Source organism: Cupriavidus sp. (assembly GCF_057315035.1).
On record NZ_DBHKYV010000025.1, the window covers coordinates 74006 to 87984 of the forward strand.

12 protein-coding genes and 1 tRNA gene are annotated in these 13979 nt (G+C 64.7%); 5 read left to right on the forward strand and 8 right to left on the reverse strand.

Features of this window, described 5'->3' with window-relative positions; translation table 11 throughout:
• Window positions 1–52 precede the first annotated feature (52 nt).
• The 3 genes from ACO550_RS25405 to ACO550_RS25415 all read left to right on the forward strand — a co-directional run bounded on the left by ACO550_RS25405 (window position 53) and on the right by ACO550_RS25415 (window position 7143).
• Entirely contained in the window at window positions 53–5140 is a 5088-nt protein-coding gene (locus ACO550_RS25405) for a trifunctional serine/threonine-protein kinase/ATP-binding protein/sensor histidine kinase (protein ID WP_315596744.1), read from the forward strand.
• A gap of 125 nt (window positions 5141–5265) precedes the next feature.
• The gene (locus tag ACO550_RS25410; RefSeq protein WP_315596745.1) at window positions 5266–5934 is read left to right on the forward strand and encodes a response regulator transcription factor; all 669 of its coding nucleotides are present in this window, start codon (window positions 5266–5268) and stop codon (window positions 5932–5934) included.
• A gap of 114 nt (window positions 5935–6048) precedes the next feature.
• On the forward strand, window positions 6049–7143 hold the full coding sequence (locus ACO550_RS25415) for a sensor histidine kinase (protein ID WP_315596746.1): 1095 nt from the start codon (window positions 6049–6051) through the stop codon (window positions 7141–7143).
• 11 nt (window positions 7144–7154) lie between these two features.
• Here ACO550_RS25415 and ACO550_RS25420 read toward each other — a convergent pair whose 3' ends face one another.
• Both ACO550_RS25420 and ACO550_RS25425 read right to left on the reverse strand, forming a co-directional pair.
• Window positions 7155–8189, reverse strand: a complete 1035-nt coding sequence (locus tag ACO550_RS25420) for a quinone-dependent dihydroorotate dehydrogenase (RefSeq protein ID WP_315596747.1) — start codon at window positions 8187–8189, stop codon at window positions 7155–7157.
• 83 nt (window positions 8190–8272) lie between these two features.
• Window positions 8273–9070, reverse strand: a complete 798-nt coding sequence (locus ACO550_RS25425; RefSeq protein ID WP_315596748.1) for an arginyltransferase — start codon at window positions 9068–9070, stop codon at window positions 8273–8275.
• 164 nt (window positions 9071–9234) lie between these two features.
• Here ACO550_RS25425 and ACO550_RS25430 point away from each other — a divergent pair, with 164 nt between their 5' ends.
• A complete protein-coding gene (locus ACO550_RS25430; RefSeq protein ID WP_315596749.1) occupies window positions 9235–9723 on the forward strand; it encodes a hypothetical protein in 489 nt (162 codons plus the stop codon).
• A 5-nt stretch (window positions 9724–9728) separates the two neighbouring features.
• Here ACO550_RS25430 and aat read toward each other — a convergent pair whose 3' ends face one another.
• A complete protein-coding gene (gene aat, locus ACO550_RS25435; protein WP_485994998.1) occupies window positions 9729–10475 on the reverse strand; it encodes a leucyl/phenylalanyl-tRNA--protein transferase in 747 nt (248 codons plus the stop codon).
• 34 nt (window positions 10476–10509) lie between these two features.
• Complete coding sequence (locus tag ACO550_RS25440; protein ID WP_315597790.1) at window positions 10510–11094, reverse strand: zinc ribbon domain-containing protein; 585 nt, start codon at window positions 11092–11094, stop codon at window positions 10510–10512.
• Between the two features lie 97 nt (window positions 11095–11191).
• Between ACO550_RS25440 and ACO550_RS25445 the strand changes: the two genes are divergently transcribed.
• Complete coding sequence (locus tag ACO550_RS25445) at window positions 11192–11347, forward strand: hypothetical protein (protein WP_315597791.1); 156 nt, start codon at window positions 11192–11194, stop codon at window positions 11345–11347.
• On the opposite strand, the gene ACO550_RS25450 is transcribed toward ACO550_RS25445, so the two are convergent.
• From ACO550_RS25450 to boxA, 4 genes are all read right to left on the reverse strand, one after another.
• A tRNA-Met gene (locus ACO550_RS25450) sits at window positions 11326–11402 on the reverse strand. The two genes, ACO550_RS25445 and ACO550_RS25450, sit on opposite strands and share 22 nt — an antisense overlap.
• A 110-nt stretch (window positions 11403–11512) precedes the next feature.
• Entirely contained in the window at window positions 11513–12277 is a 765-nt protein-coding gene (locus ACO550_RS25455) for an RES family NAD+ phosphorylase (protein WP_315597792.1), read from the reverse strand.
• Window positions 12237–12626, reverse strand: a complete 390-nt coding sequence (locus tag ACO550_RS25460; RefSeq protein WP_315597793.1) for an antitoxin Xre/MbcA/ParS toxin-binding domain-containing protein — start codon at window positions 12624–12626, stop codon at window positions 12237–12239. Before ACO550_RS25460 ends, ACO550_RS25455 begins: the two co-directional genes overlap by 41 nt.
• Before the next feature lie 102 nt (window positions 12627–12728).
• Entirely contained in the window at window positions 12729–13976 is a 1248-nt protein-coding gene (gene boxA / locus ACO550_RS25465) for a benzoyl-CoA 2,3-epoxidase subunit BoxA (protein ID WP_315597794.1), read from the reverse strand.
• Window positions 13977–13979: the final 3 nt, after the last annotated feature.

Consider the following 13979-nt stretch of genomic DNA (forward strand, 5'->3'; position numbering starts at 1 on the left):
CGATGCGCATGCGGCATGGCGGCGGATCTGTACAGGGAGTCCGCCAGTTCCTATGAATGAAGCCGGCATATCAACGCGAAGTTTCATCGATCTGCACGCCGGTACGCCACGCCTCGAGCGTGCCTGGACCAACGATGCGCCACCAGTCCTGATTGCAGGCCGCGGCAGTTCGTCGCCCGCTGCGCTGTCGGCGTTGCAACGCGAGTACGCGCTGCGCGGTTGCCTCGAAGGCAGTTGGTCCGCGGTGCCGCAGGCATTGCTGCCGCATGGCAACGGCGCACTGCTGGTGCTTGCGGACCCGGGCGGCCAGCCGATTCCCGTTGGCGATACGTTGCGCGAAGGGGTGGAGAGCTTTCTGTCGCTGGCGATCGGGCTGACCACTGCGGTGACGGCCATGCATGCGGCGGGCGTGATCCATCGCGCGCTGAGTCCGACCCGCTTCCTGGTCGATGACCACGGCAAGGCGTACCTGACAGGGTTTGGTTTTGCGGCACGGACCGGCCACGATGGTGGTACGGCTGCGGATGCCGGTGTCGACAGTATCGAGTGGGACGATGCCAGCATTGTCTACATGGCGCCGGAACTCGCGGCGCGCATGAACGTGCCGGTGGACCAGCGGGCCGACCTGTATTCGCTGGGCTGCATCTTCTATGAGCGGCTTGTGGGCCGTCCTCCGTTCGATGCTGCCGATACCGCGGCACGCGTGCATGCGCACGCGACCCATCGGCCGCGGCGCCCGGGCGAGATTGCCGAGGGCGTGCCCGAGCCGGTTTCACAGATGGTGATGCGCCTGCTGGAGAAGTCGCCCGAGCACCGCTACGCAGGTGCCGCGGACCTGCTGGCCGATCTGCATCGATGCCATGCGCTGTATCGGCTGCATGGCCATATCCCATCGTTTGCCGTCGATGCCAGTGCGGCCATGCAGAGCTTGCGGCGCACGGATCGGGTGTTCGGGCGCGACCATGAAACGGCCGCGCTGCTGGCGCTGTATCGACAGGTCGCCACGACCGGCCAGTGCCGTGTCGCATGGGTCGCGGGCCATTCAGGCATCGGCAAGTCCTCGCTGCTACGTACGGCCGTGGCGCGCATGCAGGCGGACGGGGGCACGCTGGTTGCCCTGGGCAAGAGCGAAGCGGCGCGCCAGGGGGTTCCCTATGCGGCGCTGATGCCAGTGCTGGGTAGCCTGCTGCAATTCGTGCTGGGATGCCCCGAGCACGAATTCGCTGCCTGGCGGGACCGGATCAGTGCGGCGACCGTTGCGGTCTCGCGAACGCTGGCGGCATTCCTGCCGGCGCTCGCCACGATTCTCGGCACGCAGCCGGGTGCGCCCGAGGCACCCGATGCATCGCCTGCGCTTGAACGCGAACGCGTGCTGGTGGCCATGGCCCGCCTGATCGGATGCTTTGCGACGCCGGCGCGGCCGCTGGTGATGGTGCTCGACGACCTGCAGTGGGCCGACGTGGGTTCGTTGCAGGTGCTGGAGCGCCTGTTGCGCGACCATACCGATGCGGCCATTCTGGTACTTGGCGCATACCGGCCAACGGAGATCGATGCAGATCATCCATTGCACCTCCCCGGGCTGGCCGATGTGGCAACGGCATTGCGCCTGGACCTCGGGCCGCTCGACGAAGGTGCCTTGCGCCACTGGATGGCGCGAGTGCTGCACCAGGATGCGGGCCTGCTCGACGGGCTGGCCGAAGTCGTCGGCCGCAAGACCGGACGCAATCCGTTCCATATCCAGCAACTGATCCGCATGCTCGCCGACGATGGACTGCTGGCGTACGACGAGGAAGCTGCGTTGTGGCGCTGGAGTATCGAACGCATTGCAGCGCACCGCGGTGCGGACGATATGACGGGTTTGCTCACGCACGAACTTGGCCAGTTGCCTGCGGATACGCAGCATGCATTACGAATCCTCGCCTGCCTGGGGGATTCCGCCTCCACGGCATTGCTGGCGCATGCAGCGGATATGAGCGAGACGCAACTGCGGGAATGTCTGCGGGCCGCATCCGACGCGGGAAGCATCCAGTGCGATGGCGACAACTGGACATTCCGGCATGACCGGATTCGCGAAACCGTCTATGCAGCAACGCCCGAGTCCGGGCGGCCACAGCTTCACCTTGCCATCGCGCGGCGCCTGCTGACCCTTGACCGTGCCGCACGCGACGTGTTTGCGCTGGCGATGCAATGCAACCTGGCGTTTCCGGCAGTTGTCGATCAGGTGGAGCGCGAGCAATTCGCACGGTTGAACCTGGCGGCAGGCCGCGAGGCCAAGGCCGCGACCGCGCACCATTCCGCGTTGGGATTTTTCCGCGCGGCCTTGCGTTTCCTCGGGGATGCCAGCATCAGCCCCGATGGCCTGGCTACGCGCATGCTGTGCGGCGAAGCCGAGTTCATGACCGGCGACCTAGATACCGCCGAGTCGCGGCTGGCAGCGCTGCAAGGTGTGGCTGGCGACGGGATCTTCGGCGCGGACCTCACGCGCTTGCGCTCAGCCTTGTACACGACGCTGGGTCGTTTCGATCTGGCGCTCGACGTCGGGCTGGCATTCCTGGCCAAGGCCGGCATCGCCATGCCGGCCGCGCCCGACGATGCCGATATCGATCGCGAGTATGCAAGGTTGCGTGAATCGATGGATCACCATGGCATGACCGGACTGCGCGATCTGCCGGTTGCCCAGGACCCATTGTGGCGAGCCATCGCAGATATCTTTGCCGACCTGATACCGCCCGCGCTGTACACGAATCAGCATCTGGTCGACATGATCCTGCTGCGTGCCATCAACCTGGCCATCGCGCATGGCTACTCGGATGCCTCGGCCGATGTCTGTGTCTGCATGAACCAGATCTTCGGGGTTCGATACGGCGACTATGCGAGTGCCAAGGCGTTCGGAGAACTGGCGCTGCATCTTGTCGATGAACGTGGATTGGGGCGTTACCGTGGCCGCGTGTACATGACCTATGGAACGCTGGTGGTGCCTTGGGCATTGCCTGCCAGGGCCGCGCGCGATTTCATTCGCCGCGCGCTCGATATCACGATCGAAGCCGGCGACCATACCTTTGCCATCTATTGCAGTCGTAATGAAGCTACCGGCATGCTGTTCGCCGGTGACTTCCTCGATGAGGTGCGCGCAACCGTCGCGCGCGGACTGGCTCTGGCGCGCGACGCCAATTTCCAGCTGGTCGTCGACGCACTGCTGGCGCAATGGCAGTTGCTGGCGCAATTGCAGGATGGCGCACCCGACCCGCACGAAGCCCCGGCGCCAATGCCGGCGCCAGGCGCGCCTACCACGCTGGTGGACTTCGCGTTCTGGGTCTATCGGCTGCAGGCCGCACTGCTGTACGGCGACTTGCCGACGGCGCTGGAAGCACGCCAGCGGGCCGAGGCGTGCGCGAGCTTTGCGCGGTCGTTTGCGGAAACCGGGGACCTCGCATTCTATGGCGCGCTGGCACTGCTGGCATTGCCGGCGCGCGATGCGGAACAACGTGTGGCGCTGGAGCAGAACCTGAAGCAGCTCGAGGCCTGGGCCGAAGCGTGCCCCGAGAATTTTACCGGCCGCCTGGCGCTGGTGCGTGCCGAACTGGCGCGCGTGGAAGGCAGCGCGCTGGAGGCCGGCGAGGCTTATGCACGTGCGGTCTCGCATGCGCGGCGCCATGGTTTCACACAGGTGGAAGCGTTGGCTGCCGAGCGCGCCGGATACTTTCATGATGAGCGGGGCAACGACGTGCCGGCACAGGGTTACCTGCGTCACGCACGTGGTGCGTGGCAGCGGTGGGGCGCTTCGGCCAAGGCGCGGCAACTGCAGGCCAGGTATCCGGCTGTCTTCGACACCGACGAGATCGGGCCGGCCGTCAGCCGCCTGCAGGAACTTGATGTCCAGGCGGTGCTGCGGATCTCGAATGCCCTGGCCAGCGACATCGTGCCCGCGCGCCTGGTCGAGACGCTGTTGCGTACCGCGCTGGAAAGCGCCGGCGCCGCGCAAGGTGCGCTGGTGCTGTTGCGCGACGGCAAATGGCATGTTCCAGCCGTGGCCGCCGTCGAGGACGGCAATATCGCGATCGAGCAGGAGGATCGTCCGCTCGACGGCGAGGTGCTGCCGGTGTCGCTCGTGCATGCCGTGGCACGCACGCAGGCGGGCATCGTGCTTGGCGATGCGCGCGAATCGGCGGCGTTTGCACAGGACACCTACATGCTGCGCAAGCGCCCGCGCTCGGTGCTATGCGTGCCGTTGATGCGCTATGCAAAGCTGGTCGGCGTGCTGTATCTGGAAAACAGCCTTGCCACGCAGGTATTCACGCCCACCAAGGCAGCCGTGCTGGAGGTGATCGCGTCGCAGGCTGCATTCGCGCTGGAAAATGCCAGGCTCTATGAAGACCTCGTGGAGCAGAACCACAAGCGTGCGGCGGCCGAGGAGCAACTGCGCGCGGCGCTGGGTGCGCTCGATCGTGCAAGCCGGCTCAAGGCAATGGGTGAGTTGGTGGCGTCGATCGTCCACGAGGTAGGGCAGCCGATCGCGGCGGTCGACACATCAGCCAGCGCCGCCCTGCGCTGGCTTGGGCGCACGCCCCCCGAGATCGGTGAGGCACGGGACATGCTGGCCCATATCAGCCGCAGTGCCACCCGGGCCAAGAGCATCATCCAGGGGCTGCGGGCGCGTTCGCAGAGGGCGGAGCCGCAGTTCACCAGCGTCGATCTGGGCGATGCGCTACGCGAGGCCGCGACACTGGTGGCCGGCCAGCTTTCACGGCTGGGTGTGGCGCTCGAAACCCGGGGGCTCGAAGCCAGTATCTACGTGCACGGCGATCGTATCCAGTTGCAGCAGGTCGTCATCAACCTGCTCACCAATGGTGCCGAATCGATGTCGGACGTCGAGTCGTCGCAACGATCCCTGCTGCTTGCCTGCGGTGTGGAAGCGGGCGGACTCGTGCGCGTGACCGTGGAAGACAGCGGTTGCGGCATCGATCCCGCAATTGCCGACCGCCTGCTGGAGCCGCTGTTCACGACCAAGGAAACCGGCATGGGCATGGGGCTGGCCATTTCCCAGTCGATCGTGGCGGCCCATGATGGCACGCTGGCGTTGTTGCCGCGCGCGCAAGGTGGAACGCGTGCGTCATTCACGCTTGCGTGCCTGACCCACTGAGGTGCCTATCCTTTCGTATATGCCGGCCCCTATCTGCGTATGGCACGCGGAATCTCCGCGATGGCATCTGCTACCTTGTCGTCGCGTTATCCTCCATCGAATGACCCTGTATTACCGATTGCACCATGCCTGATTCCAACCGTTCTTCCACGTCCTCGACGGCGCGGCCATCCGACCAGAGAACCGTCCATGTGGTGGATGACGATGACCTGGTGCGCGGCGCGCTGACGGGCCTGCTGCGCTCGATCGATCTCAAGGTCGAATCGTTCGCATCGGTCGAGGACTTTCTTGCGGCGCCCAGGGCGCCAGGTCCCTCCTGCCTGGTGCTCGATGTCAGGCTGCGCGGGCAAAGTGGGCTGACGTTCCAGAAATCGCTGGTGGATCGCGGGCAGCCGCATATCCCCATCGTCTTCATGACGGGCCACGGCGACATTGCAATGACTGTCAAGGCGATGAAGGCTGGTGCCATCGATTTCCTGACCAAGCCGTTCCGCGACCAGGACATGATCGAGGCGGTGATGGCCGCGCTTGATCGCGATGCGAAGCGTCTCGAGGCCGAGCAGGCCACGGGCGCATTACGCCATTGCTGGGAGTCCCTGACTGCCCGCGAGCGCGAGGTGCTGCATCATGTGGCGGCCGGACTCATGAACAAGCAGATTGCCGCCGAGATGGGCGTGGCCGAGATTACCGCGAAGATTCATCGCGGACAGGCGATGCGCAAGATGAACGCGCGCTCGGTGGCCGAACTGGTCCGCATGATGCAGGTACTGGATCCCGCGCCGGGCATGCAGTGAGCGCGGAGTAAATCTTCGTATAGGGTAGGCGACCCCGTGTCTGATGGTGCGTTGACCTGAACCATGGTGTCATACGTCCGGGCCGCCTGCTGAGGCGGTGAACGGAGAATGACAATGACCATGCCCATGCACCCGGCAGCAACGCACGGCCCCTCCTCGCGATCTTCCTCGCCACCATCCCCGGCGTCCGCTTCGCAACCGGGAGCGGCTGTAACGCGCATCAAGAGCCTGTGTGGCGACGCCCTGGCGCAGTATGGTCGCTTCCGTATCAGGGCATCGATGGTTCTGCTGGCGTCGCTGGTGGTCTGCGGGTGGCTGGCTCTTCATGACCTGCTGGCCCATATGCCGCTGTTCGCCGAAGTCGTCGTCTATGGCGTGCTGGCGTGCGCTGCCGGACTCGCGATCGTCGCCGCGCTATGCATGGCACATATCGTGGCCGTACGCGCGGCAATCGCGGCGCTGGCATCGACGATCGAAGCGCTGCCATCGGAGGGTGCGGCCCGGTTCCTGCCGGCGCAGGGGCCGGCAAGCGTCGTGCGGCTGATCCAGTCGATCAACGGCGCGCGGCGCGGGTGCTTGGAGCGGGAAGCCGAACTGCTGGCCGTGCAGGCGTCCTACGCCCACGATCTCCGTACCCCGATGACGCGCATGATCCTGCGCTGCGAACTGGTCGAGGATGAAACGCTTCGCAACGCGATGGAGCGCGATCTCGATGAGATGCGCGAACTTGCCGAGGCAAGCCTGGCTTGCGCCCGGATGCAAGGCAGTGCCGCCCAGCCGTTCCGCCATGTCGATGCTGACGGCCTGCTCGAGACGCTGGTGGCGAACTATCGCGATGCCGGACGCACGGTCGGGCTGGAAGGGCACATCGGCCATTCGCTGGTTACCTGCCCGCATGCGTTGCGCCGGATTCTGGTCAACCTGATCGACAACGCGCTGCGCTATGGCAGCGATGTGCGCTTGCTGGTACGCAACGAAGCAGGGCGCCTGAACCTGGCGATCGTGGATTCGGGGCCGGGCATTGCCCCCGCGCAAATGGAGTCGGTCTTCCTGCCCTGGTATCGATCACCGGAAACCGCGGGGCACGCGCCGGGCAGCGGGTTGGGCCTGGCCATTGCACGCAGGCTCGCGCTCGCGATCCGCGGCGATCTCAAGCTGGAAAACCGCGTCGAAGGCGGGCTCGAGGCCAGGCTGACGCTGCCCCTCTGACGCGGACGGGATTACCCGCGCAGTGCGGCGGCGCAGTCGCGCACCAGCGTGGGGCCACGATAGATCAGGCCGCTGTACACCTGCACGAGCTGTGCGCCCGCGTCGATCTTGGCGCGCGCACCCGCGCCGTCGAAGATGCCGCCCACGCCGATGATCGGCAGCGCATCGCCAATCACCTTGCGCAATTCGCGTACCACGCGCGTCGATGCCTCGAATACCGGACGCCCGGACAAACCGCCGGCTTCCTCAGCATGCGGCAGGCCCTTGACCGCACCGCGCTCAATCGTCGTGTTGGTGGCGATTACGCCATCGATCTGATGACGCACCAGCGCATCACCGATATTGCGGATCTGGTCGTCGTCGAGATCGGGGGCGATTTTCAGCGTGACGGGCACGTAGCGCTTGTGCTGGTCGGCCAGGCGCTGCTGCGCGGCCTTGAGCGTGGAAAGCAGGCTGTCCAGCTCGCTTGCGCCCTGCAACTGGCGCAGGTTCTTGGTGTTCGGCGACGAAATGTTCACCGTTACGTAGCTGGCGTGTGGATAGACGCGTTCAAGGCAATACAGGTAGTCGTCGGCGGCGCGTTCGATCGGGGTATCGGCGTTCTTGCCGATGTTCAGCCCCAGTACACCGCCCTCGGCCTTCCAGCGCGATGCCTGCACATTGCGGACAAAGGCATCGACGCCGCCATTGTTGAACCCCATGCGATTGATCAGCGCATCGGCTTGCGGCAGGCGGAACATGCGTGGGCGCGGGTTGCCCGGCTGGGCGCGTGGCGTCACCGTGCCCACTTCGATAAAGCCGAAGCCAAACGCGGCCAGGCCGTCGATATAGGCGCCGTCCTTGTCGAGGCCGGCGGCCAGGCCCACGGGATTGGGAAAGCGCAGGCCCATCACGGTGCGCGGGTCGGCGGCGATGCTGTTGCCGATGCAGCCGGCCAGGCCCATGCGCTGCGCGCGCATCAGGTTATTGAGCGTGAAATGGTGGGCGTCCTCCGCATCCATCGAAAACAGGGCGGGGCGGAACAGGGGGTAGAGCGCGTTGAGCACGGGTGGGGCGCGGCGATGCCGGCGGAAGTCGGAACCAGGGCGGCATTGTAGCCGCTCGGGACCTGCCCGGACCCAAAAACCGGCTATTCCTGGGCGGGGCCCGGTTGGGCCTGCGGCTGCGGCCCGGATGCCGCGGCGAGGTCCTCGAACGCGTGCCACTGGTTGCCGGTCAGCACCTGCAGCGGCTGGAAGCGCGCCTTGTAGGCCATCTTGCGGCTGTCGGCAATCCAGTAGCCCAGGTACAGGTGCGGCAGGCCCAGTTCGCGGGTCTGGTTGATCTGCCAGAGGATGTTGTAGGTACCGTAGCTGGCACCGGCAATCACCGGGTCATAGAACGTGTAGACCGATGACAGGCCATCGTCGAGCACATCGATCATGCTGACCATGCGCAGGCGGCCGGCCTCGGGCGACCCGGGCGGCTCGCGGAACTCAACCAGCCGCGAGTTGACGCGGCTTTGCAACAGGAACTGCTCGTACTGGTCGCGGCTGTCCTGGTCCATGCCGCCGCCGGCATGCCGCATCGACTGGTAAAGCAGATAGAGCGCGTAGTGTTCCTCGACATAGGTCAGCGGCGCCACCAACGCCTGCAGGCCCTGGTGCTGTCGCCACGCGCGGCGCTGGCCGCGGTCGGGCTTGAACTGGTCCACCAGCACGCGGCACGGCGTGCACGCGCGGCATTCGTCGCAATAGGGGCGATAGGTAAAAATGCCACTGCGGCGGAAACCGGCCCGCACCAGCCGCGAATAGACGTCGGCATTGATCAGGTGCGCCGGCGTGGCTACCTGCGAGCGGGCCATGCGGCCTTCCAGATAGCTGCAAGCGTATGGCGCTGTCGCATAAAACTGCAGCGCCGATAGCGGAAGTTCCTTCAGCTTGCTCATGACGTCGATGGGGGCGGGCGCGTCGGGCGCCTGCATGTCGGGCCTGAGTGGCAGTCTATCAGACGCAATCGGAGCGCGTCTGCGCCCTTTTTCAGATTCATCGCATAGCCATGGGGTGGCGCGGTGCCTACGATGTGTGGCATCTGACACTCAAGGAGAAAAAAATGGCTTCGCTGGCTTCCACTGCTTCCCCGGCCGCCATGGGGGCGCTCGCTTATGCCGGTGACACCGGCTATCAGCAGGAAGGCAAGACGCACTCGCCGGACCGGGATCGCAACCGGTTGCGCCGCTATGCGGACATGGCTTCCGTTGCCAGCGTGGGTGTGGCTCTGCTTGCGGCACTGTTCCTGATCCTTGATCACCAGCACAAGGCGTTCAGCGACATCGTCAAGGCGGAGGTCGCGCCGCTGGCTGCGGCAATGGGGGAGATGGACAAACGGCTGACCTCAAGGATCGACGAGGTGGAAAAGGTCCTGACCATGAAGATCGATGGGCTCGGCGTCCGTATGGACCAAATGGACAAGCGCATGGACCAACTGGACAAGCGTATGGACCAACTGGACAAACGCATGGATCGCTTTGAGCACCGCATGGAACGGTTTGAAGATCGCGCCGGCAACGGCGCTGCTGGCCCGCGAGGGGCCGATCGGTGACGCATTTAGTCGAGTTGGTTCGACTGGGCCCAGCGTGCCAGTGCGGACTTGTCGAAGCGCCAGGGATCGATGGTGGGTTGTGATGCCGCAGTCCGCACATGGGCGACGAAATCGGCGCGCGGGATCGCTTCGGCACCCAGCGAAGCCAGATGGTCGGTTTCCTGCTGGCAGTCGATCATCGTAACGCCATGAGACTCCAGGAAGCCGCACAGCGCCGCCAGTGCGATCTTCGAGGCATCGGTGCGATGGGCGAACATCGATTCACCGTAGAACATGCGCCCCAACGCCACGCCGTAGAGGCCACCCACGCGCTGGCCGCGATACCAGGTCTCGACCGAATGCGCGAGGCCGTTACGATGCAATGCGCTGTATGCCGCGACGATATCGTCCGTAATCCACGTGCCTAGCTGGCCGTCGCGTGGCGTCATTGCGCAGGCGCGCATGACCGCCTCGAAGTCGTAGTCGACGCGGATTTCCCAGTCGGGGTCGCGCAGCACGCGCCGCAATGTCTTGCGAAACGATAGGGATATCTTCAGTGACTGTGGCGCCAGCACCATGCGAGGGTCGGTGCTCCACCACAGGACTGGCTGACCTTCCGAATACCAAGGGAAGATGCCCTGGCGGTAGGCCAGCAGCAGGCGCTGTGGCGTGAGGTCACGGCTGGCTGCGAGCAGTCCGGGTGCGTCGCTGGCCTGGCCAAGCGCGCGCTCGACCGGCGGAAACGGATCCTGCGGGTCGAGCCAGGTAATCATGGGGCAAGTTTGGCGGCGCGCGGACGCGTCGCCGTCAGGGAGTAACCGTGGCGCGGCTCGTCAGCGGCCGCATCGGCTTGTCGATGTCGAGCGTATGCAGGCGGAAGCTGGCGTCGGCGATGCGGCCCGCGGCTCGGTCCGCAAAGAAGCAGCGCAGCGTATGGATCACGGTCGGGAAGGCCAGGTCGTCCCACGGTATGTCGGCTTCGTCCACGAGCTTGACTTCCAGGCTCTCCTCACCGGGTGCAATGTCGAGGTCCTTGAGCTGCGCAAGGTAGAACAGATGCACCTGATGCACATGCGGAACGTTCAACATCGAGAACAGTTCGCCAACCTCCACGCGTGCGCCAGCTTCTTCAAGCGTTTCGCGCGAAGCTGCCTGGGCAGTGGTCTCGCCGATTTCCATGAAGCCGGCAGGCAGCGTCCAGAACCCGTAGCGGGGTTCGATCGCGCGCTTGCAGATCAGGATCTTGTCTTCCCAGACAGGAATCGTGCCGACAACATTGCGCGGATTGACGTAGTGAATGGTGCCGCAGCCATCGCACACGCTGCGCGGGCGGTTATCGCCTTCTGGCACGCGCAGTACTACCGCATGGCCGCAGTTCGAGCAGAATTTCATTGGAAGCGTCCGGGAAGAATGGGGGCAAGTGTATCACCGCGCCGGCCCCTCGCTTGGTTGCCGGCGTGGGGTGCCGCGCATTACGGCGTTGCGGGCCATGGGCACAACCAATGGCCGCAACGAAAGGGGATACAACGAGACGGGCGCTGAAAAACAAAAAACCCGCCAGTGGGCGGGTTTGCTGTGCGACGGGTACCGAACGATCGATATTGATGACTTCGCTGGTTCGGTTGGTTGCGGGGGCAGGATTTGAACCTGCGACCTTCGGGTTATGAGCCCGACGAGCTGCCAGACTGCTCCACCCCGCGTCCGTCGAAGCTGAGATTATAGGGCAGCCGTTGGCGCATTGCAACAGGAACTTAATACTTCCTGAAAACCGGCATGCTCACTTGGTTTGAGCGATTCCAGTGCGGGGCGTTCAGCCCGTTGCGGGACTTTCGCTTGTGCGCTGCCGCAGGCCTTGCCAGTACGCGCTTTCGAACTCGAAACTGTCGCGCTGTTGCAGGTCGTCGCGCTGCCAGATGACGCGATCGTGGCGCACGGTCAGCATCCACGTAGTGGTAGCCAATGGCTGTGGCGGATCGAATGCGCGTGGCGTCAGCACTGCGGCGCAGATGCCGGGTGCCGGATCGCGTACCGAGGTATAGCGGATCAAGCCGATGTTGGCTTCGCGCGCGATACGCGCAAACGACTGGCAGGCACTGTGATCGTTCGGGTCGGTCCAGTATGCGGCGTCGTCTGCAAACGGTGCATTGTCCAGTGCCACGCCTTCTGTTCTGACGCCGACCTGGAACAGGGTCTGGGCGCGCGCATCGATGCGCGGCAGGTCGGGGCAGTCCAGCAGGAACTTCCAGCGCCAGTATCCAAGCTCCGCGCAGGCCGTGCGAATGGATTCTGCGCCGTAGAACACGCCGGGATCCTGGTCGCTACGAAAACGCGAGCCCCACTCGGCGGGCGGATAGCGGAACGGTGTGAAGATCAGGTAATGGAGGTGACGTGCGTCGACCGGGATTGCCGGTTTGCCGGCGTCGAGCACGGCCTCGAGGACGGCCTGCTCCTCGAGCGTGTCTACCAGCGGCATCGTGGAAACCACATGCTGGGCCTCGACGGCCCGCCAGAGCGTGAGCGCAAACGGCTTGCGCTCAGACGCGACCGCGTGTGGCGTCCAGGTAGTGAACGACACGGACAAGACCTTCGGTGGTTCGGATCAGTTCGAGCGGCTTGCCGCCAAGTGCGAGGTTGTCGTGGGTCAGCCACAGTCGGGCCTGCTCGTCGTGACCCAGGATCGCGTCGAGCGAGCGGAACAGTCGCACGAACAGCACGGCGAATTCCCATTCCTTGCGATGCGTGTCCAGAATGTACCCGCCCGATGCCATGCGGGAAACCGATGCGGTGCTGATGCCCAGCACGCTAGCCACGATAGCCTGGCTGATACCCAGGAAGCCGGCCGCACGCATGACGGCCTTGGTTAGCGTCACGCCGCGGTCGGGGCTGTCGCCGGGGTTTGTCTCCGGAATCTGCCTCGATTGCATCGCCTATGCTCCTGTTTCTTGAGAAACATTATAGGCGCTCGATTTCAGAAGGGAAGGCGCAATTCATGGGCTGCGCCAAGTGCACGCGCAGCCCACCCGGAACTAGTACGTTTCGATGTGCAATCGGCCTTCGGATCGCAACTGTGCCTCGACGGCCTGCCAGGACTGACCCGCTTCCGCACATACATCGCCAAACGCTTCCAGCACGCCTTCCTCCATGCCCCGCAGGCCGCAGATATAGACGTAGCCATGGGGGTCGGCGAGCAATGCGGCCACGGCGGCCGAGGCTTCGCGAATTGCGTCCTGTACATAGCGACGCGGCACAGTCGGGTCGCGCGAAAACGCAAAGTGGATGTCCAGGAAATCCTTTGGCAGTTTCAGCAGTGGGCCGAAGTAGGGCAGTTCGCGCTGGTTGCGTGCGCCGAAGAACAGCAGCCGGCGTCCGCCAAAGTGCTGCATGTTGCGCCGCATCCGCTCGGTCATGGCGCGCATCGGCGCGGAACCGGTACCGGTGCAGATCATCATGACGCTGGCCTGCTGGTGATTTGGCATCAGGAACGTACTACCGAACGGTCCGACCACCTGTACCGTATCGCCCTTGTTCAGGTCGCACAGGAAGTTCGAAGCTACGCCTTGTACCGGCTTGCCATCGTGGTCGCTGTCCACGCGTTTCACGGTCAGCGCCAGGTTGTTGTAGCCGGGGCGTTCGCCGTCGCGTGCGCTGGCTACCGAGTACATGCGGATGTAGTGCGGCTTGCCCGACGCATCGACACCAGGAGGTACCACACCGATGGCCTGGCCTTCGAGCACCGGAAAGAACTGGTTGCCGAAGTCGAGCACGATATGGTGGATATCGCTCGACGCATCGGCTTCGGTGAGTCGGTAGTTGCCTGCCACGGTGGCCGTCAACGGATCGCGCACGCCGTGCAGGTTCAGGTAGGGATGGGCGGCTGACCAGGGTGCCCTGGCCGAGGTGTGCCGGCTGGTCTCGACCTGCTGCACCGCGACCGGCATGCTGGTTGCCCCGGCTTCCTCGATGGCATGGTTGGCCGCGGCCGCGGCATCGATCTCGGCTTCCGGCAACGGCAGTTCGGCAGGCAGTTCGTCCCACAGCAACTGGGCCTCGATTGGATATGCCTGACCCTTGAACATCGTGCGCCAGTTGTCGATGGCGCCCGTGGGGCACGGCGACAGGCAGGCTCCGCAGCCATTGCAGACGTCGGCCTTGACCACATAGTTGCGGTCATCGTGCGTGATGGCATCGATCGGGCAGGTGTCTTCGCAGGTGTTGCAGCGAATGCAGATTTCCGGATCGATCAGATGTTGCTTGATGATGTCGGCGGCGCCCATGAT

Bases quoted from the DNA above. Each gene is read 5' to 3' on its own strand.
- ACO550_RS25430 (WP_315596749.1), top strand. From the start codon at position 9,235: ATGGCTTCGCTGGCTTCCACTGCTTCCCCGGCCGCCATGGGGGCGCTC.
- ACO550_RS25405 (WP_315596744.1), top strand. From the start codon at position 53: ATGAATGAAGCCGGCATATCAACGCGAAGTTTCATCGATCTGCACGCC.
- ACO550_RS25460 (WP_315597793.1), bottom strand. From the start codon at position 12,626: ATGCAATCGAGGCAGATTCCGGAGACAAACCCCGGCGACAGCCCCGAC.
- ACO550_RS25410 (WP_315596745.1), top strand. From the start codon at position 5,266: ATGCCTGATTCCAACCGTTCTTCCACGTCCTCGACGGCGCGGCCATCC.
- ACO550_RS25440 (WP_315597790.1), bottom strand. From the start codon at position 11,094: ATGAAATTCTGCTCGAACTGCGGCCATGCGGTAGTACTGCGCGTGCCA.
- boxA (WP_315597794.1), bottom strand. From the start codon at position 13,976: ATGGGCGCCGCCGACATCATCAAGCAACATCTGATCGATCCGGAAATC.
- ACO550_RS25415 (WP_315596746.1), top strand. From the start codon at position 6,049: ATGACCATGCCCATGCACCCGGCAGCAACGCACGGCCCCTCCTCGCGA.
- aat (WP_485994998.1), bottom strand. From the start codon at position 10,475: ATGATTACCTGGCTCGACCCGCAGGATCCGTTTCCGCCGGTCGAGCGC.
- ACO550_RS25425 (WP_315596748.1), bottom strand. From the start codon at position 9,070: ATGAGCAAGCTGAAGGAACTTCCGCTATCGGCGCTGCAGTTTTATGCG.
- ACO550_RS25445 (WP_315597791.1), top strand. From the start codon at position 11,192: ATGGGCACAACCAATGGCCGCAACGAAAGGGGATACAACGAGACGGGC.